A 24,926-nucleotide genomic window follows, 5' to 3' on the forward strand; every position below is an offset into this window, starting at 1 on the left:
CGACCCGTCGTCCTCGGCGGCACCCTCCGGCACCCTAGGAGCCTCATGAGCCCCCACCGCCGCCCTGCCCCCGCCGACCCGCGCGTCCGCGCGCTCGTCGCACAGGCGTCGAACCGAGGCCGCTCGGCGAACCTGTCGCGGCGCTCGTTCCTGGTCGCCGCGCTCGGCACCGCCGGAGCGGCGGCCGTGCTGGCCGCGTGCGGGACGGGCTCGCCGTCGGCGGCCGGCTCGAGCGCCGAGGACCTGTCCGGCAGCGACAAGCTGGTCCGCTGGGCCAACTGGACGCAGTACCTCGACCAGGACGACGACGGGACCAGCTACCCGTCGCTGCTCGCGTTCGAGGAGCTGTCGGGCCTCACGGTCGAGTACGCCGAGGACATCGACGACAACGACGCGTTCTACGGCAAGGTGTCGGGCCAGCTGAAGAACGGCCAGGACATCGGCTACGACATCATCACGCTGACCGACTGGATGGCCGCGCGGATGATCCGGCTCGGGTACACCCAGACGCTGGACAAGGAGCGGATGCCCAACGCGGACAACATCCTGTCCAGCCTCGCGAACGTCGACTTCGACCCGGGCCGTTCGCAGTCCCTGACGTGGCAGTCGGGGTTCGCCGGGCTGGCCTGGGACAAGGAGAAGGTGCCGGGCGGTCTGCACACCCTCGCGGACCTGTGGGCTCCGGAGCTGGCCGGCCGGGTCGAGGTGCTCAGCGAGATGCGCGACACGGTGGGCCTGATCATGCTCGACCAGGGTGTCGACCCCGCGGGGGACTGGAGCGACACCGACTTCTACTCCGCGCTCGAGGTGCTCAGGGAGAAGATCGACTCGGGCCACATCCGGCAGGTCCGCGGCAACGCGTACACGCAGGACCTGGCCTCCGGCGACGCGATCGCGGTCATCGGCTGGTCGGGCGACATCACGTCGCTGAACTACGAGGCGGACGGCAGGTTCGAGTTCGCGATCCCCGAGTCCGGCGGCACGCTCTGGAGCGACAACATGATGGTGCCCATCGGCTCCCCGCACCTGGGCAACGCCGAGGACCTCATGAACTACTACTACGACCCCGAGGTCGCGGCGCAGGTGGCGGCCTGGGTCAACTACATCACCCCGGTGCAGGGCGCCCAGGAGGCCATGGTCGCCATCGACCCGGAGCTGGCCGAGGACCCCATGATCTTCCCGACGGACGAGATCCTGTCGAAGGTCAGCGTGTTCCGGACGCTCAGCCCGGACGAGGAGGAGCGCTACAACGGCGAGTTCCTCACCGTGATCGGCGCATGACGACGACCGCCTCCGCCCCCACGGCGGACGCGACCGGCTCGGGGGGTGCGGCGCTCGAGATCGAGGGCGTGACCAAGGCGTTCGGAGCGTTCGTCGCGGTCGACGACCTCACGCTCACCATCCCGTCCGGGTCGTTCTTCGCGCTCCTCGGGCCGTCGGGGTGCGGCAAGACGACGACCCTGCGGATGGTGGCCGGCCTGGAGCAGCCGAGCGCGGGGACGATCTCGATCGGCGGCAGGGACGTGACCGGCACGCGGGCGCACCAGCGGCCGGTGAACACCGTGTTCCAGAGCTACGCCCTGTTCCCGCACCTGACCGTGCGGGAGAACGTGGCGTTCGGGCTCAAGCGCTCGCGTGCGAGCAACATCCCGGGGCGCGTGGCCGACGGGCTCGACCTGGTGGAGCTCGGGCACCTGGCCGACCGCAAGCCCGCCCAGCTCTCCGGCGGTCAGCAGCAGCGGGTCGCGCTCGCCCGTGCGCTGGTGAACCGCCCGGCGCTCCTGCTCCTGGACGAGCCGCTGGGCGCGCTCGACCTCAAGCTTCGGCGCCAGATGCAGCTGGAGCTCAAGCGCATCCAGACCGAGGTCGGGCTCACCTTCGTGCACGTCACGCACGACCAGGAGGAGGCCATGACCATGGCCGACACGGTGGCCGTGATGAACCGCGGGCGGATCGAGCAGCTGGGCGCCCCCGCGGACCTGTACGAGCTGCCGCAGACCGTGTTCGTCGCCAACTTCCTCGGCCAGTCCAACCTCGTCGCCGGCACCGTGACCGAGCGGCTCACCAAGCGAGGACTGCTCGGGGTGGACGTCCGCGGCACGCGGGTGCTGGTCCCGTTGGGGCGCGCGGTGCGGACGGAGGGTGCTGTGCTCGTCGGGGCCCGGCCCGAGAAGATGCGGCTGCTGGTCGGCGACCAGGCTCCGGCGCGCGGCGAGAACGTCCTCGGACCCGGGGTCGTCACGGACGTCTCGTTCATGGGCGTGAGCACGCAGTACCAGGTGGAGGTTCCCGGCCTGGGCACGTTCGGCGTCTTCGCGCAGAACCTGCTCGGCGGCGCGACCGTCACGGTCGGGTCCGCGGTGCGGTTGGCCTGGGCGATCGACTTCACGTTCGGGCTCGACGGGGCGCAGGCTCGCGACGAGGGCACGGTCGACCTGGACGACGAGCCGTGAGCATCACCGCGGTCCTCGGCGAGAGCGCGTCGGGCGACACCGCGCCACCGCCGCGACGGACCGCGCAGCGCGCCCACCTCCTCCTGCTCGGGCCGGGCCTGGTCTACCTGGTGCTCTTCTTCGTCGTGCCCGTCGGTGCGCTGCTGGCCACCTCGCTGTACGTGCCGGTGCCCGGCGGCGACGTGGGGGAGTACCAGCCCGCGCTGCACTGGCAGAACTACACCGACGCGATCGCCCAGTTCTGGCCCGCGATCCTGCGCTCGTTCTGGTTCGCGTTCCTGGCCACCGTCGCCGCGCTGGTGATCGGCTACCCGATGGCCTACGCCATCGCCGTGCGCGCCCAGGGTCGCAAGCTGCTGCAGGGGCTGCTCCTGGTGCTCGTCGTGGCTCCGTTCTTCACCAGCTTCATCCTGCGCACGATCGCCTGGAAGCAGATCCTCGCCGACGACGCGCTCGTGGTGACCCTGCTGCACTGGCTGCACCTGCTGCCCGCGGACGAGCGCCTGACCGCCACGCCGTTCGCCGTGGTCAGCGGCCTGACCTACAACTTCCTGCCGTTCATGGTGCTCCCGATCTTCGCCGCGCTGGAGCGGCTGGACTCGCGCCTCCTCGAGGCCGGCGCCGACCTGTACGCGTCGCCGACCACGACGTTCCGCACGGTCACGTGGCCGCTGTCCATGCCCGGGGTCGTGGCGGGCACGCTGCTGGTGTTCATCCCCGCGGCGGGCGACTACGTGAACGCGTCCCTGCTGGGCAACAACACGAACACCGCGATGATCGGACAGGTCATCGACGCCCGGTTCTTCAAGGTGCTCGACTACCCGACGGCCGCGTCGCTGTCCGTGGTGCTCATGGTCGCGATCCTGCTGCTCGTCGGGGCGTACATCCGGCGGGCCGGGACGGAGGACCTGCTGTGACCGCCGTGCTCGACCGCGTCGAGCGGACGACCACGGCACCGCCGGCCCGCCGCCGCCGCCGCCGGCGACTCGGGGACATGATCGTCCCGGTGTTCGCCGCCCTCGCGTTCGTGTACCTGATGGTGCCGGTCGCCTACACAGTCATGTTCTCGTTCAACGACGCCGGCAAGACGAACCTCGTGTGGCAGGGCTTCACGCTGGAGAACTGGCAGAACCCGTGCGCCGCGCCGCAGGTGTGCGAGGCGTTCGCCAACTCGCTGCAGGTCGGTGTCATCTCGACCCTGATCGCGACCGCGCTCGGCACGCTCGTGGCCATCGCCCTGGTCCGGTTCCGGTTCCGGGGGCGCGCAGCGACCAACCTGCTGATCTTCCTGCCGATGTCGACGCCGGAGGTCGTGCTCGGCGCCGCGCTCCTCGCGCAGTTCCTCACGCTGCGGGTCCCGCTCGGGTTCGGCACGGTCGTCGCCGCGCACGTCCTGTTCTGCATCAGCTTCGTCGTCGTGACGGTCAAGGCCCGCGTGTCGAGCCTGGACCCCGCGCTCGAGGAGGCCGCCGCCGACCTGTACGCGTCGCCGTGGCAGGCGTTCTGGCGCGTGACGTTCCCGCTCCTGATCCCGGGCATCGCCGCGGCGGCGCTGCTGGCGTTCAGCCTGAGCTTCGACGACTTCATCGTCACCAACTTCACGTCCGGCTCGTACACGACGTTCCCCAAGTTCGTGTACGTCTCGGCCACCCGCGGCATCCCGCCGCAGGCCAACGTGATCAGCTCGTTCATGTTCGTCCTGGCCCTGGTCATCGTCGTGCTGGTCCAGGTGCTCGGCTACGCCCGGAGCAAGCGGCTCCGGACCCGGTGAAGGCGGAGGCAGGGCTCGTGCGGATCCTGGTGGTCGGAAGTGGTGGGGTGGGCGACGCGGTGGCCCGGATCGCGGCCCGGCGGCGGTTCTTCGAGCGCCTCGTCGTGGCGGACGTGGACCTCGGGCGGGCGCAGCGGACGCTCGAGGCCGCGAGCGCGCACGACGTGGTGGGCGGCCGGTTCGCGGCGGCGGTGGTCGACGCCTCGAGCGCTGCCGCCGTGGAGGCGCTGGTGCGCGAGCACGGGGCGACCCACGTGCTCAACGCGGTGGACCCGCGGTTCGTGCTGCCGATCTTCGAGGGGGTGCACGCGGCCGGTGCGCACTACCTGGACATGGCGATGTCCCTGTCCCGCGCGCACCCGGAGCGGCCGTACGAGCTCCCCGGGGTCAAGCTCGGCGACGAGCAGTTCGCGCAGGCCGACCAGTGGCGGTCCGACGGTCAGCTGGCGCTGGTCGGCATCGGCGTCGAGCCCGGGCTCTCGGACGTCTTCGCGCGGTACGCCGCGGACCACCTGTTCTCCGCGATCGACGAGCTCGGGGTGCGCGACGGCGCCAACCTCGAGGTGCTCGGCGACGACGGCGAGCCCATCTTCGCGCCCTCGTTCTCCATCTGGACCACCATCGAGGAGTGCCTCAACCCGCCGGTCATCTGGTCGGCGGACCGCGCCGAGGCCGGGTCGGGTCTCGAGGACGGCTGGTTCACCGTGGCGCCGTTCCACGAGCCGGAGGTGTTCCGGTTCCCGGACCCGATCGGCGACGTCGAGTGCGTGCACGTCGAGCACGAGGAGGTGCTCCTCATGCCCCGCTGGGTGGGTGCCCGGAAGGTGACGTTCAAGTACGGGCTGGGCGAGGAGTTCATCGGGGTGCTGCAGACCCTGCACCGGCTCGGCCTGGACAAGACCGAGCCCGTGACCGTCCGTGGCGTGCAGGTCAGCCCGCGAGACGTCGTCGCGGCCAGCCTCCCGGACCCCGCGACGATCGGTCCGCGGATGACCGGGTCCACCTGCGCGGGACTGCTGGTCACGGGCACCGGCACGGACGGCAACCCGCGGGAGGTGTACCTGTACCACCTGGTCGACAACGCCTCGTCGATGGCCGAGTACGGCGCGCAGTGCGTCGTGTGGCAGACCGCCGTGAACCCCGTGGTGGCGCTCGAGCTCCTGGCCGCCGGCACCTGGACCGGGACGGGCGTGCTCGGCCCCGAGGCGTTCGACGCGGTGCCGTTCCTCGAGCTGCTCGCCGCGCCGACCCCCGAGGGCTACGGCTCGCCGTGGGGCCTCGAGGAGCGGGTCCCCTCGGCCTAGAGGGCCCGGACCTCGTCCTCGAGGACGGTCAGGGCCTCGTCCAGCAGGTCGTGCCCGATGACCAGCGGTGGGAGCAGACGAAGGACGTTCCCCCAGGTCCCGCACGTGAGCACGAGCACGCCCTGAGCGGCGCACGCCGCCGCGACCCGCTGTGCGGCGGGCTTGTCAGGCTCGAGCGTGCCCGGCCGGACCAGCTCGAGGGCGAGCATGGCGCCGCGGCCGCGCACGTCCGCGACCGCGGGGACGTCGTCGCGGAGCGCGGTGAGCCGGGGGAGGACCGCTGCCTCGATGGCGCGGGCCGCTGCCGCCAGGTCGTCGCGCTCGTAGATCTCGAGCGACGCCAACGCGGCCGCGCACGCGAGCGGGTTGCCGCCGAACGTGCCGCCGAGCCCGCCCGCGTGCACCGCGTCGAGCAGCTCCGCGCGGCCGGTGACGGCGCCGAGCGGCAGACCGCCGGCGATGCCCTTGGCCAGGGCGACGAGGTCGGGGACGACTCCCTCGTGCTCCATCGCGAACATGGCGCCCGTCCGGGCGAAGCCGGTCTGCACCTCGTCGGCCACCAGCACGATCCCGCGGTCGGCCGCCCACGCGGCGAGCGTCGGCAGGAACCCCGGCGCGGGGACGACGAACCCGCCCTCACCGAGGATCGGCTCGACCACCAGCGCGGCCACCTGGTCGGCGCCCACCTGCCGCTCGGCCACGTCGATGGCGCGGAGCGCCGCCTGCTCGCCGGTCATGCCCTCGGGGTCGCGCAGCGGGTAGGACGCGGGGATCCGGTACACCTCGCCCGCGAACGGCCCGAACCCCGTCTTGTAGGGCATGGCACGCGCGGTCATCGCCATCGTCAGGTTCGTGCGCCCGTGGTACGCGTGGTCGAGCACGAGGACCGCGGGGCGACCGGTGGCGCGACGGGCGATCTTCACGGCGTTCTCGACCGCCTCCGCGCCGGAGTTGACCAGCACGGACCGCTTGTCGTGGCTGCCCGGCGTCACGCGCGCGAGCCCCTCGCAGACGGCGACGTACTCCTCGTACGGGCTGATCATGAAGCAGGTGTGCGTGAAGTCGGCCGCCTGCGCGGCGACCGCCGCGGTCACCTCCGGCGCGCTGGCCCCCACCGACGTCACCGCGATGCCGGACCCCAGGTCGATCAGCACGTTGCCGTCGACGTCCTCGATGACCGCCCCGGAGGCACGTGCCACGTAGACGGGCAGGGTCGACGAGACGCCGGCTGCGACGGTGGCCGCACGGCGCGCACCAAGAGCGACCGAGTGCGGACCGGGGATCGGCGTGCGCAGGACGCGGCGCTGCTCGAGCGAGGGAACAGGGGTGGAAACGGTGGCCATGAGGGGACGCTAGTGCCGATCTCGTGCTCGGGAAAGCATGGCGCGACGAAATCCGCCGACGACGAGGTACCACCGACCGGGTGCTTTCGGCGCGCTGTCAGCGGCTTCCCAGGGACGCGGGGGAAGATGGACCCGCGGGTGTCGGCTGCGACACCGCCCTGGCGCGTGCGCGCAGGTTCGTGACGGAGGGGTCGATGGAGTACCTGGGCGCTGTTCTGGTCGTGGTGGTGGTGCTCCTGCTGTCCATCGGGCTGCACGAGGTCGGGCACATGGTGCCCGCCAAGCGCTTCGGCGTGCGCGTGAGCCACTACATGGTCGGCTTCGGACCCACGCTCTGGTCCCGCACCAAGGGCGAGACCGAGTACGGCCTCAAGGCGATCCCGCTCGGCGGCTACGTGCGGCTGGTCGGCATGTACCCGCCCGACGCCGCGGTCGGCAACCCCCCCGCGCGCACCTGGCTCGGCCGGCTCGCGCGCGACGCCCGGCAGGCCAGCGCCGAGGAGATCCTGCCCGGCCAGGACGCCCGCGCCTTCTATCACCTGTCGACGCCCAAGAAGCTGATCGTGATGCTCGGCGGCCCGGTGATGAACCTCGTGATCGCGTTCTTCCTCATGGCGATCGTGCTGGTCGGTTTCGGCATGCCGCAGACCACGACGACCCTGACCAGCGTGTCCCAGTGCGTCATCCCCGCCGACGCCGACCAGGCGCGCGACTGCCTCCCCTCGGACGTCGCCGCCCCGGCAGCGGCCGCCGGCATCGAGCCGGGCGACACCGTCGTCTCCTACGACGGCACCGAGATCACCTCCTGGGACCAGCTCTCCGGTCTCATCCGCGGCACCGGCGAGGAGGCCGTCCCGCTCGTCGTCGAGCGCGACGGCGAGCTGGTGGACCTGACCATCACCCCGATCGTCGCCGAGCGGCCGGTGTACGACGCGAACGACGAGCTGCTCCTCGACGCCGCCGGTGACCCGGTCACCGAGCCGGTCGGGTTCCTCGGCATCACGCCCTCGCGCGAGATGGTCCGGCAGTCCCTGCTCTCGGTTCCCGGCGTGGTGGCGGACACCACCTGGCAGACCGCCACGGTCGTCGCCACGCTGCCCGCCCGCGTCGTCGACCTGGTCCAGTCTCAGGTGAACGACACGCCGCGCGACGTGAACAGCATCGTCGGCGTGGTCGGCATCGGTCGGTTCGCGGGGGAGATCGCCTCCACGGACGGCCTCGACTGGCAGATCAAGGCGGCCTCGCTGCTCCAGATGCTCGCCGCCCTGAACATCGCGCTGTTCGTCTTCAACCTCATCCCGCTCCCGCCGCTCGACGGCGGGCACGTCATGGCGGCCCTGTGGGAGGGCGCCCGGCGGCAGGTGGCGCGCGTGCGCGGACTGCCGAGGCCGGGCCCGTTCGACTCCGCCAAGCTAGTGCCCCTGGCGTACTCGGTCTTCATCGTGCTCGGTGCCGTGGGCCTGCTGCTGATCTACGCCGACATCGTCAACCCGGTGCAGATCTGACCTGTGAGCGCGCTGGAGTGATCTCGTGCACACCGGCCCCTGCGGGCGGGCGCGCCAGCCGCCGGGTGCGATGATGGCCACGTGAGCATCCCGATCAGCCTCGGCATGCCGGAGGCGCCCCCCCTGGTCCTGGCACCCCGGCGCAAGACCCGCAAGATCAAGGTCGGCAAGATCGAGGTCGGCGGCGACGCCCCGGTCAGCGTCCAGTCCATGTGCACGACGCAGACCACGGACATCAACTCGACGCTCCAGCAGATCGCCGAGCTGACCGCGGCCGGCTGCGACATCGTGCGCGTGGCCGTGCCGACGCAGGACGACGCCGACGCGCTGCCCGCCATCGCGCACAAGTCGCAGATCCCCGTGATCGCGGACATCCACTTCCAGCCGAAGTACGTGTTCGCGGCGATCGACGCCGGCTGCGCCGCCGTCCGCGTGAATCCTGGCAACATCCGCAAGTTCGACGACCAGGTCAAGGAGATCGCCCGCGCGGCGACCGAGGCCGGCACGTCGATCCGGATCGGCGTCAACGCCGGGTCGCTGGACCCGCGGCTGCTCGCCAAGTACGGCAAGGCCACCCCGGAGGCGCTCGTCGAGTCCGCCGTCTGGGAGGCGTCATTGTTCGAGGAGCACGGGTTCCGCGACTTCAAGATCTCCGTCAAGCACAACGACCCCGTGGTCATGGTGCGGGCGTACGAGCTGCTCTCCGAGCGCGGCGACTGGCCGCTGCACCTCGGCGTGACCGAGGCCGGCCCGGCGTTCCAGGGCACGATCAAGTCCGCCACCGCGTTCGGCGCGCTGCTGAGCAAGGGCATCGGCGACACCATCCGCGTGTCCCTGTCCGCGCCGCCGGTCGAGGAGGTCAAGGTCGGCATCCAGATCCTGCAGTCGCTCAACCTGCGTCCGCGCAAGCTCGAGATCGTGTCCTGCCCCTCGTGCGGCCGCGCGCAGGTCGACGTCTACTCGTTGGCCGAGCGCGTCACCGCGGGTCTCGAGGGCATGGAGGTGCCGCTGCGCGTCGCCGTCATGGGCTGCGTCGTCAACGGGCCCGGCGAGGCGCGCGAGGCAGACCTCGGCGTGGCGTCCGGCAACGGCAAGGGTCAGATCTTCGTCAAGGGCCAGGTCATCAAGACCGTGCCCGAGGCGCTCATCGTCGAGACCCTCATCGAGGAGGCCATGCGCCTCGCCGAGAGCATGGACCCGGTCGAGTCCGGGGACGGCGCCCCGGTCGTCACGGTCGGCTGAGGTCGCAGCACCCCGGTTCACTCGATCGGCGTGTCGGAGATCGGGTGAACCGGACGCCCGTGGTGCAGGATCTACCCATGGTGCAACGCCGCGCGGCTCTGCTCGACGGTCGGGCCGGAGGTCGTGTCCTCGGAGATGTCGACCTCGCCGCTGCGCTGACCGTGTGCGCGCGGGACGCGGTCGGTTCCGTGCTCGCGACAGCGCGGCTCGAGCAGGCCGTCGGACGGACCTTGCGTGCCGCCGGCGGGACGTTGTGGGGCTACGAGGAGGACGGTGAGCTCCTCGCGGTCTGCTTCGCGGGCGCGAACATGGTCCCCGTCGTCCCGGTGGACGACCCGCAGGTGCTGAACCGGGCGCTCGACGCGTTCGCCCGGCTCGCGCGCGGGCAGGGCAGGCGGTGCTCGTCGATCGTCGGCCCGGCCGACGCCGTGCTCGGCCTGTGGGGACGGCTGCGCTCCTCCTGGCCGGCGGCCCGCGAGATCCGCGACGACCAGCCGTCGATGGTGATCGAGCACGCGCCGCTGGTCACGGCCGACCCGCGGGTGCGACGCTCACGGCCGGAGGAGTTCGACGTCGTGCTCCCCGCCTGCGTCCGGATGTTCACCGAGGAGGTCGGCTACTCGCCGGTCAGCGGTCCCGGCGGGCCGTACGAGACGCGGGTGCACGGCCTGATCGCGCAGGGACGGTCGTTCGTGCGCATCGACCCGGCCCACGGCAGCCCGACCCACCGGTCTTCCGGGGGCGTGGTGTTCAAGGCCGAGCTCGGGGCCGTCGCCGGGGGAGTGGCGCAGGTGCAGGGCGTGTGGGTGACCCCCGACCGGCGCGGCGAGCGACTGTCGGAGTCCGGGATGGCCGCGGTGGTGCAGATCGCCCGCGGCGAGGTGGCGCCGCTCGTGTCGCTCTACGTGAACAGCTACAACGAGCGGGCTCTCGCGGCCTACCGCGCGGTGGGCTTCCGGCAGGTCGGCACGTACGCGACGGTCCTCTTCTAGCGCAGCAGCCGCGACATCCGCCGGTCGGCCAGCGGCTTGCCGCCCGTCTGGCACGTGGGGCAGTACTGCAGCGACGAGTCCGCGAACGACACCTCGTGCACCGTGTCGCCGCACGGCACGTCGTTCCAGCCCGGGCACGGCTGACCCGTGCGGCCGTGCACCTTCATGCCTCGGCGCTTGGCGTCCTTGAGCTCGGCGGCAGGCTTGCCCGAGGCCGACCCCACGGCGCCGGTGAGGACCTCCCGGATCGCCTCCCAGAGGGTGCGGGTGCGGTCGGCGTCGAACGACCTCGTCATCGCGAACGGGCTCATCCGGGCCGCGAGCAGGATCTCGTCGGAGTAGGCGTTGCCGATCCCCGCGATCGTGCCCTGGTCGCGCAGCAGGCCCTTGACCTGCTGGTTGCGTGCCGCGAGCAGCTCCGCCAGGCGGTCCTCCGTGAACTCGTCGGACAGCGGCTCGACGCCGAGGGTGGCGATCTGCGGGACGTCGGACGGGTCCTCGACCACGTGCACCGCGAGGCGCTTGCGCGTGCCGGCCTCGGTCAGGTCGAACCCGGACCCGTCGTCGAGCCGCACCCGCAGCGCGAGAGGTGACTTGCCGGGCCGGACCGGGTTCGTGGACAGCTGCTCCGACCACCGCACCCAGCCGGCCCGGGACAGGTGCCAGACGAGGTGCAGCGGCTCGCCGGTCGGCGTGGCGACCATGACGTCCAGCCACTTCCCGTGCCGCTGTGCGTCCACCACGGTGCCGCCGACGAGGGCGTCGGGCGCCGGTCGGAACGTCTTGAGCGCGCTGATGGCGCCGATCGAGACCTCGGTCACGGTGCGGTCGACCATCCGCCCGCGCAGGAACTGCGCGAGCGCCTCGACCTCGGGCAGCTCCGGCACGTGCACCATCCAACCCCACGGAATCACGTACGGCCCATGGATCTCGGGCAACTAGGCTCCCTGCATGCTCATCCGCCTGTCCCAGCTCTTCTTCCGCACGCTGCGCGAGGACCCGGTCGACGCCGAGGTCGCCAGCCACCGACTGCTCGTGCGTGCGGGCTACATCCGTCGCGCCGCCCCCGGCATCTACACCTGGCTGCCGCTCGGCCTTCGGGTGCTGGGCAAGGTGGAGCAGGTCGTCCGCGAGGAGATGGCCGCCGCCGGTGCGCAGGAGGTGCACTTCCCGGCGCTGCTGCCGAAGGAGCCCTACGAGGCGACCGGCCGCTGGACGGAGTACGGCCCGAACATCTTCCGGCTCAAGGACCGCAAGGGCGGCGACTACCTGCTCGCGCCCACGCACGAGGAGATGTTCACGCTCCTGGTCAAGGACCTGTACTCGTCGTACAAGGACCTGCCGCTGGCGCTCTTCCAGATCCAGACGAAGTACCGCGACGAGGCGCGTCCGCGGGCAGGGCTCATCCGCGGCCGCGAATTCATCATGAAGGACGCCTACTCGTTCGACGTCGACGACGAGGGGTTGGCTGCCTCCTACCAGGCGCAGCGCGACGCCTACCAGCGGATCTTCGACCGGCTCGGCCTCGAGTACGTCATCGTCGCCGCCACGTCGGGCGCCATGGGTGGCTCGCGCTCCGAGGAGTTCCTCACGCCCACCGCGATCGGCGAGGACACGTTCGTTCGCTCGCCGGGCGGCTACGCGGCGAACGTCGAGGCGGTCACCACGGTCGTCCCCGACGCGATCCCGTTCGACGACGCCCCCGCGGCGCATGTCGAGGACACGCCGGACACGCCGACCATCGACACGCTGGTCGCGGTCGCCAACGAGCGGTTCGCGCGTCCCGACCGCCCCTGGGCCGCCGCCGACACGCTCAAGAACGTGGTCCTCGCGCTCGTGCACCCGACCGGCGAGCGCGAGCTGCTCGTCGTCGGCCTGCCCGGTGACCGCGAGGTCGACCTCAAGCGCCTCGAGGCCGCAGTCGCCCCAGCCGAGGTCGAGGCTGCCGGCGACGCCGACTTCGCCGCGCACCCGGAGCTGATCCGCGGTTACCTCGGCCCGGGTGCCGTGGGTCCGAACGTCCCCGTGGCGGACGGCGCCGAGCGCACCGCGGTCCGGTACCTGCTCGACCCGCGCGTCGTGGCGGGCACCCGGTGGATCACCGGGGCCAACGAGCACGGCAAGCACGTGTTCGACCTGGTGGCCGGCCGCGACTTCACCGCCGACGGCACGGTCGAGGCGGCCGAGGTCCGCGCCGGCGACCCCGCACCGGACGGCTCCGGCCCGCTCGAGCTGGCGCGCGGCATCGAGATCGGCCACATCTTCGCCCTCGGGCGCAAGTACGCGCAGGCGCTCGGCCTCACCGTGCTGGACCAGAACGGCAAGGCGCAGGTGGTGACGATGGGCTCCTACGGCGTCGGTGTCACCCGTGTGCTCGCCGCGCTCGCCGAGGCCAACAACGACGAGCGCGGGCTGGCGTGGCCGGCGAACGTCGCACCCGCGCACGTGCACGTGGTCGCCACGGGCAAGGACCCGGCGGTGTTCGAGGCCGCCGACGCGCTCGCCACCGAGCTCTCGTCGCGCGGGGTCGAGGTGCTGTACGACGACCGCCCGGGCAAGGTCTCGCCCGGCGTGAAGTTCGCCGACGCGGAGCTCCTGGGCGTCCCGCTGGTGGTCGTCGTCGGCCGCGGGCTGGCCGAGGGCGTCGTCGAGGTGCGTCCGCGTGTCGGCGGCACCGCCGAGCAGGTGCCGGTCGCCGAGGCGGCCGACCGCGTCAAAGCCCTGGTCGACGCGCTGCTGGCCGTCTGACGGGTCAGCCCGTGGGCTCCTGCGCCCGTTCCGGCAGGCCCGGGAACGGGACGTGCGTCGCGTCCCAGGCGGCCGCGTCGGCGGTCGCGCGGCGCAGGCCCGCGATCAGTGCCGACCGGCTCCCGGGATCGGCCTGCGCCACGGCGTCGGCGTACGCGTCGGCGACGGCGGTCTCGAGCGTGCGCGCGAGCGCGGAGGACACCGTCGGGTCGTCGAGCCCGGCGGGCAGCGCGTAGGCCGCGCGGCGAGGGTCCTGCGCGGAGCCGTCGATCCCCGCCGCGGCCGCCCAGTCCTCGCTCCTGGCCCGGTGCGCGGCGGCGGTGGCGCGAGCGGCGGAGCGCTGGTCGCCCGCGAGCTTGGCGGCGATCACCTCGAACCCGTAGCCGGCCTCGTCGTGCACGAGCGCCAGCACGGCCACGTCGCCGGTGGTGAGGCCGTCGACACCCGACGTCGCCGCGGTGTCCGACGGGCTCGGTGACGGGTCGGTCGGAGCGGGCGCCTCGTCGGGCTCGAGCGACGGCACCTCGGCGCCGGTGGCGGCGGCCAGACGCTGGGTGAGCTCGGCGCGGGAGGTGGCGATCGACGCGATCAGCCGCGCGAGGGGGCCGTCGGCCACCGCGTCCGCGTCGGCGAGGGCCGTCCGGGTCGATGCCGCCAGCTCCTCGAGCACCTCGGCGACGGACTGCGTGGTCGGAGGGCTCGTGGTGGGGGAGTCCGTGGGGGCGGGCAGGCCGGAGACATACACCCCGCCGAGCTGGTCCGCGTGCTGGTCGGAGTACCGGGCGACGTCGGCGAGGACAGGAGCGACCGGATCGACCGCGCCGTCGGGGAGCGCAGCGGCCGCCGACGCGGCGGCCGAGAGGGCGAGCGAGTCGGCGACGGTCCGGGCACGCACCTGCTCGATCGCGTCCGGGCTGGGCTCGACCGGAGGCGGGGTCTCGGCCCGCAGCCCGCACGCAGCGAGCGTGAGAACCATCACGGCCGCAGCGACCAGCCGCGTCAGAGGGCGCGCGCGATCGTGCCGCGCCGGGAGGTCCTGGTCCGTGCTCATCGCCGGTGATCCTGCCACGCCGCGCAGGCGCGGCCGTCGGGCACGCCCGGACTCGTTACTGTGGTCCCACAACATCACAGGGTCGCAACGTCGCTCGCCGACGACCCGCTGGACCGACAGGAGGCTGACATGGTCGCGCCAGCACACGCAGAACGGGTCCGGCACGTCGTGGAGCCCGCCGTCGTGGCCGGGGGTCTCGTGCTCGAGGACGTCACGGTGCGCAAGTCCGGGGCGCGATCGGTGGTCGAGGTCGTCGTCGACGTGACGGAGGACGACGAGGGTGGTCTCGACTTGGAGCGCGTGGCCGAGGCGACCCGCGCGGTCTCCGACGCCCTCGACGCGGCAGACGTCATCGTCGGCGAGTACACGCTCGACGTGATGAGCCCCGGGGTCTACCGCCCGCTCACCGAGCGCCGCCACTTCACGCGCGCCGTCGGGCGCATGCTCACGGTGACCCTGACGGACGGCACCAAGCTGGCCGGCCGGCTGACCGAGGTGGACCGGTCGCAGCCCGACGACGCCGTCGTCGTGGTGCCCGTGACGCCCGGCCGCAAGGGCCGCAAGCCGGTGGTGGGCGAACCGGTCCGAGTGCAGCTGAGCGACGTGCGCGAGGCGCACGTCGAGGTGGACCTGTCGGGGCTGGGCCCTGTGGACGACGACGAGGCCGCGCGCGACGACGCCGGCGAGGAGAGCTGAGATGGACATCGACATGCAGGCGTTGCGGCTGCTCGAGCGCGAACGGGAGATCAGCCTCGACGTGCTGGTCTCCGCGATCGAGCAGGCGCTGCTGTCCGCCTACCACCGGACGCCCGGCGCCCAGGCGAAGGCGCGGGTCGAGGTGGACCGCAAGACCGGTCACGTGACCGTCTGGGCCCGCGAGGCCGCGCCTCTGGGGGAGCCCGACGACGAGGGCATCATGCCGCCGCCCGGTCCCGACGGTCCCGAGTACGACGACACCCCCGACGGCTTCGGCCGCATCGCGACGGCGACGGCGCGCCAGGTCATCGTGCAGCGCCTGCGTGACGCCGAGGACGACCAGGTGCTCGGGGCGTTCCGCGGCAAGGAGGGCGAGGTCCTCGGCGGCGTCATCCAGCAGGGCCGCGACCCCCGCACGGTGCTCATCGACGTCGGCGGCACCGAGGCCGTCCTGCCCGCGCACGAGCAGGTGCCCGGTGAGGAGTACGTGCACGGGGACCGCATCCGCGGCTACGTGCTCGAGGTCGCCCGGGGCCAGCGCGGACCCCAGGTGACCCTGTCCCGCACCCACCCGAACCTGGTGCGCAAGCTGTTCGAGCTCGAGGTGCCCGAGGTCGCCGACGGCACCGTCGAGATCACCGCCATGGCGCGCGAGGCGGGCCACCGCACCAAGATGTCCGTCCGTGCGACCGTGCCGGGCGTCAACGCCAAGGGCGCGTGCATCGGCCCGATGGGTGGCCGCGTGCGTGCCGTCATGGCGGAGCTGCACGGCGAGAAGATCGACATCGTCGACCACGCGGACGACCCCGCCGAGATGATCGCCCACGCCCTCTCGCCGGCCCGCGTGCTGTCCGTCACGGTGGTGGACCCCGTGGCCCGCGCGGCCCGCGTCGTCGTGCCGGACTACCAGCTGTCGCTCGCCATCGGCAAGGAGGGCCAGAACGCCCGCCTCGCCGCGAAGCTGACCGGCTGGCGGATCGACATCAGGTCCGACGCGGAGGTTCCGGGGGAGAGCGTGTCGCAGGGCGCCCACGGTGCTCATGACGGTGCGGACGGCAGTGAGTGACCTCACGAGTGACGCCGCCGGAGCCACGGCGCGGTAGACTTGCTGCGGCTGGGCCGGATGTCCGGCTCCTCCCGTCGAGCCGGCGGACCCCACTGACACCGAAAGATGTCTCTGGCATGGGTCCGGTGCGCACGTGCGTGGGGTGCCGAGCCACCGGCCCGAGGTCAGCCCTGCTGAGGGTGGTTGTTCGTCAAGAGAGTGCAGCGGCCGTTTCCGCTGTTCTTCTCGTGGACGTGGACCGCCGGATGCCGGGCAGGGGGGCATGGCTGCACCCCGATCCTGGATGTCTCGAGAAGGCCGAACGCCGGCGTGCGTTCGGGCGCGCCCTGCGAGTTGCAGGGCAGCCCGACGTGAGCGCGGTCCACCGCCACCTCGAGCAGCAGGAGCAGGACGTCGTCGGGTAGTTCCCGGCGGCGAGGCCGATCGTCGATACGGAAAGCGGGTTGGAAGCCGATGGCTGCCCGATGAGCACGCACCGATGAGTACCCAGCGATGAGTACCCAGCACTAACGACGGTCCGACCCTGTCCGGGCGGACCGAGACAGGAGAGATGTGGCCAAGGTCCGCGTCTACGAGCTCGCCAAAGAGCTCGGGGTCGACAGCAAGACCATCATGACCAAGCTGAACGAGTTCGGTGAATTCGTCCGCTCGGCATCCTCGACCATCGAACCGCCGGTCGTCCGCAAGCTGCGGGACACCTACCCGGTCGGTGGCGGAGGTTCCACCCCCGCAGCTGCGCCTGCCCCGAAGGCACCGGCACGCCCGGCGCCCGCTCCGGCCGCCGCTGCGCCCTCAGCACCCGCACCTGCCGCACCGGTCGAGGCCACACGCCCCGCGCCTGCGGCTGCGGCCCCCGCTGCCCCGGCGGCACCCGCACCGGCTCCGGCGACCCCGGCACCGGCTGCTCCGGCTCCCGCGCGTCCGGCTCCGGCCGCCGCGCAGGCTCCCGCCGCGTCGGCTCCGGCCAGCCCGGCGGTGCGTCCCGGACCGCGTCAGGCCCCGCCTGCCGCACGCCCGGGCAACAACCCCTTCGCGCCGTCCCAGGGCATGCCTCGTCAGGGCGAGCGCCCCGGTGGTGGCGGCCCGCGTCCGCCGCGTCCGGGCAACAACCCGTTCGCGCCCTCGCAGGGCATGCCGCGTCCGGGCGACCGTGACCGTCGTCCCGCCGCCGAGGGTGCTCCGGCCGCCTCGGCCGGCGAGCGTCCGGGCGGTCCCCGTCCCGGTGGTCCCCGTCCGGGCGGTCCGCGCCCCAACCCCGGCATGATGCCGGGCCGCACGTCGAGCGGCGTCGGTCGTCCCGGCGAGCGTCCGGCCGGCCCCGGTGGCCGCGGCGGACCCGGCGGTGCCGGTGGCGGTGCGCGCGGCGGCTACGCCGGTCGTCCCGGTGGCGGTGGCGGTGCGCCCGGTGGCGCCCCCGGTGGCGGCGGCGGTTTCGCCGGTCGTCCCGGTGGCGGTGGCGGTCGTCCCGGCGGTGCCGGTCGCGGCAGCACGCAGGGTGCCTTCGGTCGTGCGGGCGGTCGTCCCGTCCGTGGCCGCAAGTCGAAGCGTGCGAAGCGTCAAGAGTTCGAGCAGATGCAGGCCCCCTCTCTGGGTGGCGTGCAGGTTCCTCGCGGCAACGGCAAGACCGTCGTCCGCCTGCGCCACGGCTCGTCGCTGAACGACTTCGCCGACAAGATCGACGCCAACCCGGCCGCGCTGGTCACCGTGCTGTTCCACCTCGGTGAGATGGCCACGGCGACGCAGTCGCTGGACGAGGACACGTTCGGCACGCTGGCCGAGGAGCTCGGCTACATCATCGAGATGGTGTCGGCCGAGGAGGAGGACCGCGAGCTGCTCGGGGCCTTCGACATCGACCTGGACGCCGAGCTCGAGGCCGAGGGCGACGACGACCTGACGGCGCGTCCGCCGGTCGTCACCGTCATGGGTCACGTCGACCACGGAAAGACCAAGCTCCTCGACGCCATCCGTCAGACGGACGTCGTCGCGGGCGAGGCCGGCGGGATCACCCAGCACATCGGTGCCTACCAGGTGCACACCGTGCACGAGGGCACCGACCGTGCCGTCACGTTCATCGACACCCCGGGCCACGAGGCGTTCACCGCCATGCGTGCCCGTGGTGCGCAGGTGACCGACATCGCGATCCTCGTGGTCGCGGCCGACGACGGCGTGATGCCCCAGACCATCGAGGCGCTCAACCACGCCCAGGCGGCCGGCGTCCCGATCGTGGTCGCGGTCAACAAGGTGGACAAGGAGGGGGCCAACCCCGACAAGATCCGCCAGCAGCTCACCGAGTACAACTTGGTGGCCGAGGAGTACGGCGGCGACACGATGTTCGTCGACGTCTCCGCGAAGCAGAACGTCGGCATCGACCAGCTGCTCGAGGCGGTCCTCCTCACGGCGGACGCGGCCCTCGACCTGCGGGCCAACGCCGACAAGGACGCTCGTGGCGTCGCCATCGAGGCGAACCTCGACAAGGGCCGCGGTGCCGTCGCGACGGTGCTCGTGCAGTCCGGCACGCTGAACGTCGGCGACTCGATCGTCGCCGGTACGGCGTACGGCCGTGTCCGCGCGATGTTCGACGAGCACGGTGAGCCGGTCCTCGTGGCCGGTCCGTCGCGCCCCGTCCAGGTGCTCGGCCTGACCTCGGTGCCCCGCGCCGGCGACACGTTCATCGTGGCTCCGGACGACCGCACCGCGCGTCAGATCGGCGAGAAGCGCGAGGCGGCCGAGCGTGCCGCCCTCCTGGCCAAGCGTCGCAAGCGCATCAGCCTCGAGGACTTCACGCAGGCGCTCCAGCAGGGCAAGGTCGAGACCCTCAACCTGGTCCTCAAGGGCGATGTCTCCGGTGCCGTCGAGGCGCTCGAGGACGCCCTGCTCAAGATCGACGTGGGCGAGGAGGTCGAGCTGCGCGTCATCCACCGTGGGGTGGGTGCCATCACGCAGAACGACGTCAACCTGGCCACCGTCGACTCGGCGATCATCATCGGCTTCAACGTCAAGTACGCGGAGCGCGTCGAGGAGCTGGCGGACCGCGAGGGCGTCGACGTGCGCTTCTACTCGGTCATCTACCAGGCGATCGACGACGTCGAGGCGGCCCTCAAGGGCATGCTCAAGCCGGAGTACGAGGAGGTGCAGCTCGGTTCCGCCGAGGTGCGCGAGGTCTTCCGGTCGTCGAAGTTCGGCAACATCGCCGGCTCGATCGTCCGGTCGGGCCTCATCCGACGGAACACGAAGGCGCGCGTCACGCGTGGCGGCAAGGTCGTCGGCGACAACCTGACGATCGAGTCGCTCAAGCGGTTCAAGGACGACGCCACGGAGGTCCGCGAGGGCTTCGAGTGCGGTATCGGCCTCGGCTCGTTCAACGACGTCGAGATCGGCGACACCATCGAGACCTGGGAGATGCGCGAGAAGCCTCGCGCCTGACCCCAGTGATCACGCCCGCGGGGCGGGCGAGGAATCCTCCTCGCCCGCCCTGTTGTTCTCCCAGGCCATGGCCTGCTCCCGAGAAAGGAATGCCTCATGGCGGACACAGCCCGCGCCCGCAAGCTCAGCGAGCGCATCCAGCAGGTCGTCGCGCAGATGCTCGACACCCGGATCAAGGACCCGCGCCTGGGCTTCGTCACCGTCACCGACGTGCGCGTCACCGGTGACCTCCAGCACGCCGACGTCTTCTACACGGTGCTGGGCGACGACGCCGCGCGCACCGACACCGCCGCCGCGCTCGAGAGCGCGAAGGGGATCATCCGGTCCGAGGTCGGCAAGCAGACCGGGATCCGGCTGACCCCGTCGCTGGACTTCCACCTCGACGCGCTGCCGGACACGTCCGCGCAGCTGGACGCGGCGCTGCTCGAGGCCGCTCGACGCGATCGCGAGGTGGCCGCGCTGGCCGCGCAGGCGAGCTTCGCCGGTGACGCGGACCCGTACAAGAAGGCCGACGAGGACGCAGTCGACGACTGACGACCGGCGCAGGCACGACGACGCCCCCGAGGAGATCTCCTCGGGGGCGTCGTCGTGTGCTCAGGTGCTCTCGCGTCCGGTCTCCCGCGGCATCCACAGGAGCACCATGAGGGCGCCGGCCGCGGTGACCGCGGCCGCCACCAGAGCGGCCGGCTGGAGTCCGGCGACGTAGCCGTCAGGGGAGAGGGTGCCGCCCGACGCGGTGAACACCGCGACCAGCGCGGCCACGCCCAGCGCCCCGCCGATCTCCCGGATCGTGGCGTTCACCGAGCTGGCGGTGCCGTGGTCGTCCGGCGCCATGTCGAAGAGGACGGCCGTGGCGCTCGGGGCGAAGGTGAGTCCCATGCCGATCCCCGCCAGGGCGAGCCCGGGCACCAGGTCGGCGTAGACGAGCCCGTCGGTGCTGACGATCAGACCCTGCCAGGCCAGTCCGGCGGCCTGGAGCGCGAGCCCCGCGGTGAGCAGCGGGCGGACTCCGATCCGGGGAGCCAGCATGCCGGCGATCGGCGCGAAGATCATGGGCGCAGCCGTCCAGGGCAGGGTCCGGATGCCGGCCTCCAGCGGCGTGAAGCCCATCCCGATCTGCAGGTACTGCGCGAGCAGGAAGACCAGCCCGAACACCCCGAACGAGAAGGCCAGCGCACTGCCGTTGGCCACCGCGAAGGACCGGACGCGGAACAGGTGCAGCGGGACGAGCGGGTGGTCGGTGCGCGACTCTCGCACAAGGAAACCACCGAGCAGGAGGACGCCGAGGACCAGGCCGCCGACCACCCGGGCGGAGCCCCAGCCGTCGTCGTTGCCGCGCACGATCGACCAGACCAGCGCGAGGATGCCGGACCCGGCCAGGACGAGGCCGGCCAGGTCGAGCGGCTGGCGTCGGCCGCGCGACTCGGGCAGCGCCCAGAGCACGAGCGGGATGGCCACCACCGCGACGGGGACGTTGATCCAGAAGATCGCCTCCCACGAGATGCCGTCCACGACCGCGCCGCCGATCACCGGGCCGAGCGCGACACCGAGGCCGGACGTGGCTCCCCAGATCCCGATCGCCATGGCGCGGCGGGAGGCGGGCACGGCGGCGGCGAGCAGGGTGAGCGACAGCGGCATGATCGCGGCGGCGCCGGCCCCCTGCAGGGCGCGCGCGGCGATGAGCATCTCCGCGCTGGTGGACAGGGCGGACGCGATCGACGCGAGCGCGAAGACGGCGATCCCGGCCACGAACACCCGGCGGCGGCCCCAGCGGTCGCCGAGCGTGGAGGCCGCGATCATCAGGGTCGCGAAGCTGAGCGTGTAGGCGTTCACCATCCACTGCAGCTGCTCGAGCGAGGCCGAGAGCTCGGTGCGCAGGACAGGGAGCGCGGTCGTCATGACCAGGTTGTCGAGCGTGGCCATGAACATCGGGACGGAGGCCGCGATCAGGGCGATCGCGGTGCCCCGGCGGCGCCCGGAAGAGGGCGGCGCGACGGGTACCTGTGCGGGTGCCGGCATCGTGACGGTCACGGGAGCTCCTTGTTGGCATTGATTGATTACTAACAACGACGACCGTAGGCATCGGCTGATAACATGTCAACCATGTCTCTCGACCAGATCGCGGAGCTGGCGGCGAAGAAGCCTTCCCAGCGCATGTCCGGCGCCCAGCGGCGCGAGGAGATCCTCGTCGCGGCGCGCACGGTGTTCGCCGAGCGCGGCTACGCCGCGAGCACCGACGAGGTGGCACGCGCGGCGGGGGTGTCGCAGCCCTACGTCGTGCGGCTGTTCGGCACCAAGCGCGAGTTGTTCCTCGAGGCCTACAAGGTGGCCAGCGCGCAGATCGTCGAGGCCCTGACGGCCGTCCCCGCGGGGCCGGACGCGGCCATGCGGATGGGCGACGCCTACATCGGTCTGCTCGCGGACCGCGACCTGCTGCGGATGGTCATGCACGGCTTCATCGCCGGTGCGGACGAGGAGGTCGGGCGCGTGGCGCGGCACACCCTCGGTGAGGCGTTCCGGCTGTTCCAGGAGCGCTCGGGTGAGGACGAGCAGGCTGCCCGCCTGTTCGTCGCGCAGGGCATGCTCATCAACGTGCTGCTCGCCGTCGACGCGCCCGCGCACGCCGGCGAGGACGCCGGGCTGGACGCCCTGGTGCAGTGCGTCCAGGACGACATCGCCGACCGGCGCACCGCGTGACGCGGGGCGCGGCCGACCGACAGCCACGCGAGAGACGGCCCACCGCGGCGGACGGCGTCGTCGTCGTGGACAAGCCCGCCGACTGGACCAGCCACGACGTCGTCGCCCGCATGCGCCGGCTGGCGAGCACCCGCAAGGTCGGCCATGCCGGGACCCTGGACCCCATGGCGACGGGGGTGCTGGTCATCGGCATCGGCCGCGCGACCCGGCTGCTCACGTACATCGTGGGCGCGGACAAGGAGTACACGGCGACAGTCCGGCTCGGGGTGTCGACCACGACGGACGACGTCGAGGGGGAGACGCTCACGGTCGTCGACGCCTCCCACGTCACCGCGGCGGACGTCGAGGCGGCCGTCGCCGGCCTGACGGGAGCGATCCAGCAGGTGCCCAGCGCGGTGTCCGCGATCAAGGTCGACGGTCAGCGGGCCTACGCCCGGGTCCGGGCGGGCGAGGACGTCGAGCTCGCCGCGCGCCCGGTGACCGTGAGCCGGTTCGACGTGCACGAGGTGCGGCCGGGACGCACCGACGACGGCTCCCCGGTGCTGGACGTCGACGTCACGGTGGTGGTGTCGTCCGGCACCTACGTCCGCGCGCTCGCCCGCGACCTCGGCACCACGCTCGGGGTAGGGGGACACCTCACGGCGCTGCGCCGGACCCGCGTCGGCGGCTACGGCCTCGACGTCGCCCGGTCGCTGGACGACCTCGGGGCCCTGCCGATGGACGCACCCATCGACGTCGTGTCCCTCGCGGACTCCGCGCGGGCCACGTTCCCGGTCCGCGAGCTGACGGCCGACGAGGCCAGGGCTCTGTCGTACGGCCAGTCGATCGACGTCGCCGGGCCCCAGCCCGCGGCGACGGTGGCGGGCATCGCACCGGACGGAGAGCTGGTCGCACTGCTCGAGGAGCGCGGCGGCAAGGTGCGTCCGGCGCTGGTGTTCGCGCCCGCCTGACCGCCCGGTGGCGGGCGTGGGGTGGCGGGGATGGCAGGCTTGTCCGTCGGGCCCCGATCTCGGGACGGGGACGGACGACGAGGAGCAGGTGTGCAGGTCTGGAGGGAGCTGTCCGAGGTGCCCGCGGACTTCGGTCCGTCGGTGGTCACGATCGGCAACTTCGACGGTGTCCACCGGGGGCACGTGAGCGTGCTGCGCCGGATGTGCGCCGACGCGCGCGCCGCGGGCGCCCAGGCGGTCGCGGTGACGTTCAGCCCGCACCCGCAGCAGGTGCACCGGCCCGATACCGCTCCGCCGCTGCTCACCGGTGACGCGGACCGCCTCGAGCTGCTGGAGCAGACCGGGCTCGACGCCGTCCTGCTGCTCGAGTACACGCTCGAGTTCGCCCGGCAGACGCCCGAGGAGTTCGTGCGGCGCTATCTGGTGGACATCCTGCACGCGCAGACGGTGGTGGTCGGGCGGGACGTGCGGTTCGGCCGCGACAACTCCGGCGACCTGTCCACGATGGTCGGTCTCGGGCGCCAGCACGGGTTCGACGTCGAGGTGATCGAGGACGTGACGCCCGCCCAGTCGGCGGACCCGGGGAGCGCCGAGGACCGCGCGGCGGACCCGCTGCGGCGTCGCTGGTCGTCGACCTGGGTGCGCGAGCTGCTCGACGCAGGAGACGTGGTCCAGGCCGCCCGCGTGCTGGGGCGGCCGCACCGCGTGCGCGGCGTCGTCGTGCACGGCGACGCCCGCGGCCGCGACCTCGGCTTCCCGACGGCGAACCTCAGCCAGGACGCCGAGGGCATGGTGCCCGCCGACGGCGTCTACGCGGGCTGGCTGCGCCGCGTGCTCCGCGCCGACGGCGCCGTCGTGGACGCCGCGGACCCGGACCGCGTGCTCCCGGCGGCCGTGTCCATCGGCACCAACCCCACGTTCGACGGCGTGCAGCGTCGCGTCGAGGCATACGTGCTGGACCGCACCGACCTCGAGCTCTACGACGAGGTGGTGGTGCTCGAGCTGGTCGAGCGGCTCCGGCCGACGCTGCGCTTCGAGTCGATCGACGAGCTGCTCGTGCAGATGGGGGACGACGTCACGCAGGTGCGGCGGATCCTCGACGGGGCCGGCGTCACGCCGCCCGATGCAGGGAGCGCGCCCGCAGCCTGATAGTCTGTGTGCGCCGTACGAACGGCCGCGGAACGAGAGAGCCCGGGTGGACATGCCCCGGCGCACCGCGCAACGAGACAACCTGGAGAACCGTGCCGCTCGAAAGTGCCGTCAAGCAGTCCATCATGACCGAACACGCCACCCACGAGGGTGACACCGGTTCCCCCGAGGTCCAGATCGCGATGCTCACGCAGCGCATCAAGGACCTCACGGAGCACCTCAAGACCCACAAGCACGACCACCACAGCCGCCGCGGCCTGCTGCTTCTCGTCGGCAAGCGTCGTCGCCTGCTGGGTTACCTCCAGAAGGTCGACATCAACCGCTACCGCAGCCTCATCGAGAAGCTCGGCCTGCGCCGATAACGCCTCGCACCAGCCCGGACCCGCTGATGGGTCCGGGCTGGTGTGTCGTCACGGCACGCTGCCCCACGGCACGACCCGCACGACCAGCAGTACACACCGCGTCGGTCCGCTCGGTCCGGTCCTCGGTAGTGGCTTCCGGAAGCTCCGCACGGCGCGTCCGGTGGCCTCGATCGA

22 protein-coding genes are annotated in these 24,926 nt (G+C 72.4%); 18 read left to right on the forward strand and 4 right to left on the reverse strand.

What is annotated here, in order from left to right; translation table 11 throughout:
- The first annotated feature begins 45 nt into the window (after positions 1–45).
- The 5 genes from AC1DXT_RS19315 (at position 46) to AC1DXT_RS19335 (ending at position 5,528) form a co-directional block, all read left to right on the forward strand.
- Complete coding sequence (locus AC1DXT_RS19315; protein WP_477062914.1) at positions 46–1,281, forward strand: ABC transporter substrate-binding protein; 1,236 nt, start codon at positions 46–48, stop codon at positions 1,279–1,281.
- Positions 1,278–2,453: an ABC transporter ATP-binding protein gene (locus AC1DXT_RS19320; protein WP_477062915.1), complete on the forward strand. Its 1,176-nt coding sequence runs from the start codon at positions 1,278–1,280 to the stop codon at positions 2,451–2,453. Before AC1DXT_RS19315 ends, AC1DXT_RS19320 begins: the two co-directional genes overlap by 4 nt.
- Positions 2,450–3,370, forward strand: coding sequence for an ABC transporter permease (locus AC1DXT_RS19325; RefSeq protein ID WP_477062916.1), 921 nt, complete (start codon positions 2,450–2,452; stop codon positions 3,368–3,370). The genes AC1DXT_RS19320 and AC1DXT_RS19325 overlap by 4 nt, the downstream gene beginning before the upstream one ends.
- A gap of 77 nt (positions 3,371–3,447) precedes the next feature.
- The gene (locus AC1DXT_RS19330) at positions 3,448–4,224 is read left to right on the forward strand and encodes an ABC transporter permease (protein WP_477062982.1); all 777 of its coding nucleotides are present in this window, start codon (positions 3,448–3,450) and stop codon (positions 4,222–4,224) included.
- Between the two features lie 17 nt (positions 4,225–4,241).
- Positions 4,242–5,528 carry a saccharopine dehydrogenase family protein gene (locus AC1DXT_RS19335; protein ID WP_477062983.1) on the forward strand — a complete coding sequence of 429 codons (1,287 nt, stop codon included), beginning with the start codon at positions 4,242–4,244 and terminating at the stop codon, positions 5,526–5,528.
- On the opposite strand, the gene gabT is transcribed toward AC1DXT_RS19335, so the two are convergent.
- Positions 5,525–6,871 carry a 4-aminobutyrate--2-oxoglutarate transaminase gene (gabT, locus tag AC1DXT_RS19340; protein ID WP_477062917.1) on the reverse strand — a complete coding sequence of 449 codons (1,347 nt, stop codon included), beginning with the start codon at positions 6,869–6,871 and terminating at the stop codon, positions 5,525–5,527. The two genes, AC1DXT_RS19335 and gabT, sit on opposite strands and share 4 nt — an antisense overlap.
- A 194-nt stretch (positions 6,872–7,065) precedes the next feature.
- On the opposite strand from gabT, the gene AC1DXT_RS19345 reads away from it, so the two are divergent.
- From AC1DXT_RS19345 to AC1DXT_RS19355, 3 genes are all read left to right on the forward strand, one after another.
- Positions 7,066–8,376 (forward strand): M50 family metallopeptidase, encoded by a 1,311-nt coding sequence (locus AC1DXT_RS19345; protein WP_477062918.1) that lies wholly within the window; start codon positions 7,066–7,068, stop codon positions 8,374–8,376.
- Positions 8,377–8,457: 81 nt separating this feature from the next.
- A complete protein-coding gene (ispG, locus tag AC1DXT_RS19350; RefSeq protein WP_477062919.1) occupies positions 8,458–9,618 on the forward strand; it encodes a flavodoxin-dependent (E)-4-hydroxy-3-methylbut-2-enyl-diphosphate synthase in 1,161 nt (386 codons plus the stop codon).
- A 77-nt stretch (positions 9,619–9,695) separates the two neighbouring features.
- A complete protein-coding gene (locus tag AC1DXT_RS19355) occupies positions 9,696–10,610 on the forward strand; it encodes a GNAT family N-acetyltransferase (RefSeq protein ID WP_477062920.1) in 915 nt (304 codons plus the stop codon).
- On the opposite strand, the gene AC1DXT_RS19360 is transcribed toward AC1DXT_RS19355, so the two are convergent.
- Positions 10,607–11,497: an Fpg/Nei family DNA glycosylase gene (locus AC1DXT_RS19360; RefSeq protein WP_477062984.1), complete on the reverse strand. Its 891-nt coding sequence runs from the start codon at positions 11,495–11,497 to the stop codon at positions 10,607–10,609. The two genes, AC1DXT_RS19355 and AC1DXT_RS19360, sit on opposite strands and share 4 nt — an antisense overlap.
- 64 nt (positions 11,498–11,561) lie before the next feature.
- On the opposite strand from AC1DXT_RS19360, the gene AC1DXT_RS19365 reads away from it, so the two are divergent.
- Positions 11,562–13,358 carry a proline--tRNA ligase gene (locus tag AC1DXT_RS19365; RefSeq protein WP_477062921.1) on the forward strand — a complete coding sequence of 599 codons (1,797 nt, stop codon included), beginning with the start codon at positions 11,562–11,564 and terminating at the stop codon, positions 13,356–13,358.
- 4 nt (positions 13,359–13,362) lie between these two features.
- On the opposite strand, the gene AC1DXT_RS19370 is transcribed toward AC1DXT_RS19365, so the two are convergent.
- Positions 13,363–14,409 carry a DUF4439 domain-containing protein gene (locus AC1DXT_RS19370; RefSeq protein ID WP_477062922.1) on the reverse strand — a complete coding sequence of 349 codons (1,047 nt, stop codon included), beginning with the start codon at positions 14,407–14,409 and terminating at the stop codon, positions 13,363–13,365.
- 129 nt (positions 14,410–14,538) lie between these two features.
- Here AC1DXT_RS19370 and AC1DXT_RS19375 point away from each other — a divergent pair, with 129 nt between their 5' ends.
- The 5 genes from AC1DXT_RS19375 to rbfA all read left to right on the forward strand — a co-directional run bounded on the left by AC1DXT_RS19375 (position 14,539) and on the right by rbfA (position 20,128).
- Positions 14,539–15,105 (forward strand): ribosome maturation factor RimP, encoded by a 567-nt coding sequence (locus AC1DXT_RS19375; RefSeq protein WP_477062923.1) that lies wholly within the window; start codon positions 14,539–14,541, stop codon positions 15,103–15,105.
- A 1-nt stretch (position 15,106) separates the two neighbouring features.
- Positions 15,107–16,171 (forward strand): transcription termination factor NusA, encoded by a 1,065-nt coding sequence (gene nusA, locus AC1DXT_RS19380; protein ID WP_477062924.1) that lies wholly within the window; start codon positions 15,107–15,109, stop codon positions 16,169–16,171.
- Between the two features lie 116 nt (positions 16,172–16,287).
- The gene (locus AC1DXT_RS19385) at positions 16,288–16,575 is read left to right on the forward strand and encodes a YlxR family protein (RefSeq protein ID WP_477062925.1); all 288 of its coding nucleotides are present in this window, start codon (positions 16,288–16,290) and stop codon (positions 16,573–16,575) included.
- A 148-nt stretch (positions 16,576–16,723) separates the two neighbouring features.
- Complete coding sequence (infB, locus tag AC1DXT_RS19390) at positions 16,724–19,594, forward strand: translation initiation factor IF-2 (protein ID WP_477062926.1); 2,871 nt, start codon at positions 16,724–16,726, stop codon at positions 19,592–19,594.
- A gap of 96 nt (positions 19,595–19,690) precedes the next feature.
- Complete coding sequence (gene rbfA / locus AC1DXT_RS19395; protein ID WP_477062927.1) at positions 19,691–20,128, forward strand: 30S ribosome-binding factor RbfA; 438 nt, start codon at positions 19,691–19,693, stop codon at positions 20,126–20,128.
- Between the two features lie 60 nt (positions 20,129–20,188).
- Here rbfA and AC1DXT_RS19400 read toward each other — a convergent pair whose 3' ends face one another.
- Complete coding sequence (locus tag AC1DXT_RS19400) at positions 20,189–21,625, reverse strand: MFS transporter (protein ID WP_477062928.1); 1,437 nt, start codon at positions 21,623–21,625, stop codon at positions 20,189–20,191.
- Between the two features lie 72 nt (positions 21,626–21,697).
- On the opposite strand from AC1DXT_RS19400, the gene AC1DXT_RS19405 reads away from it, so the two are divergent.
- The 4 genes from AC1DXT_RS19405 to rpsO all read left to right on the forward strand — a co-directional run bounded on the left by AC1DXT_RS19405 (position 21,698) and on the right by rpsO (position 24,752).
- The gene (locus AC1DXT_RS19405; RefSeq protein WP_477062929.1) at positions 21,698–22,291 is read left to right on the forward strand and encodes a TetR/AcrR family transcriptional regulator; all 594 of its coding nucleotides are present in this window, start codon (positions 21,698–21,700) and stop codon (positions 22,289–22,291) included.
- Positions 22,288–23,241 (forward strand): tRNA pseudouridine(55) synthase TruB, encoded by a 954-nt coding sequence (truB, locus tag AC1DXT_RS19410; RefSeq protein WP_477062930.1) that lies wholly within the window; start codon positions 22,288–22,290, stop codon positions 23,239–23,241. Before AC1DXT_RS19405 ends, truB begins: the two co-directional genes overlap by 4 nt.
- A 90-nt stretch (positions 23,242–23,331) precedes the next feature.
- Positions 23,332–24,390 carry a bifunctional riboflavin kinase/FAD synthetase gene (locus AC1DXT_RS19415; RefSeq protein ID WP_477062931.1) on the forward strand — a complete coding sequence of 353 codons (1,059 nt, stop codon included), beginning with the start codon at positions 23,332–23,334 and terminating at the stop codon, positions 24,388–24,390.
- Positions 24,391–24,482: 92 nt separating this feature from the next.
- Positions 24,483–24,752 (forward strand): 30S ribosomal protein S15, encoded by a 270-nt coding sequence (gene rpsO, locus AC1DXT_RS19420; RefSeq protein ID WP_055922151.1) that lies wholly within the window; start codon positions 24,483–24,485, stop codon positions 24,750–24,752.
- The last annotated feature ends 174 nt before the right edge of the window (positions 24,753–24,926 follow it).

It is taken from the genome of Cellulomonas sp. P1_G12_2, from assembly GCF_056405535.1.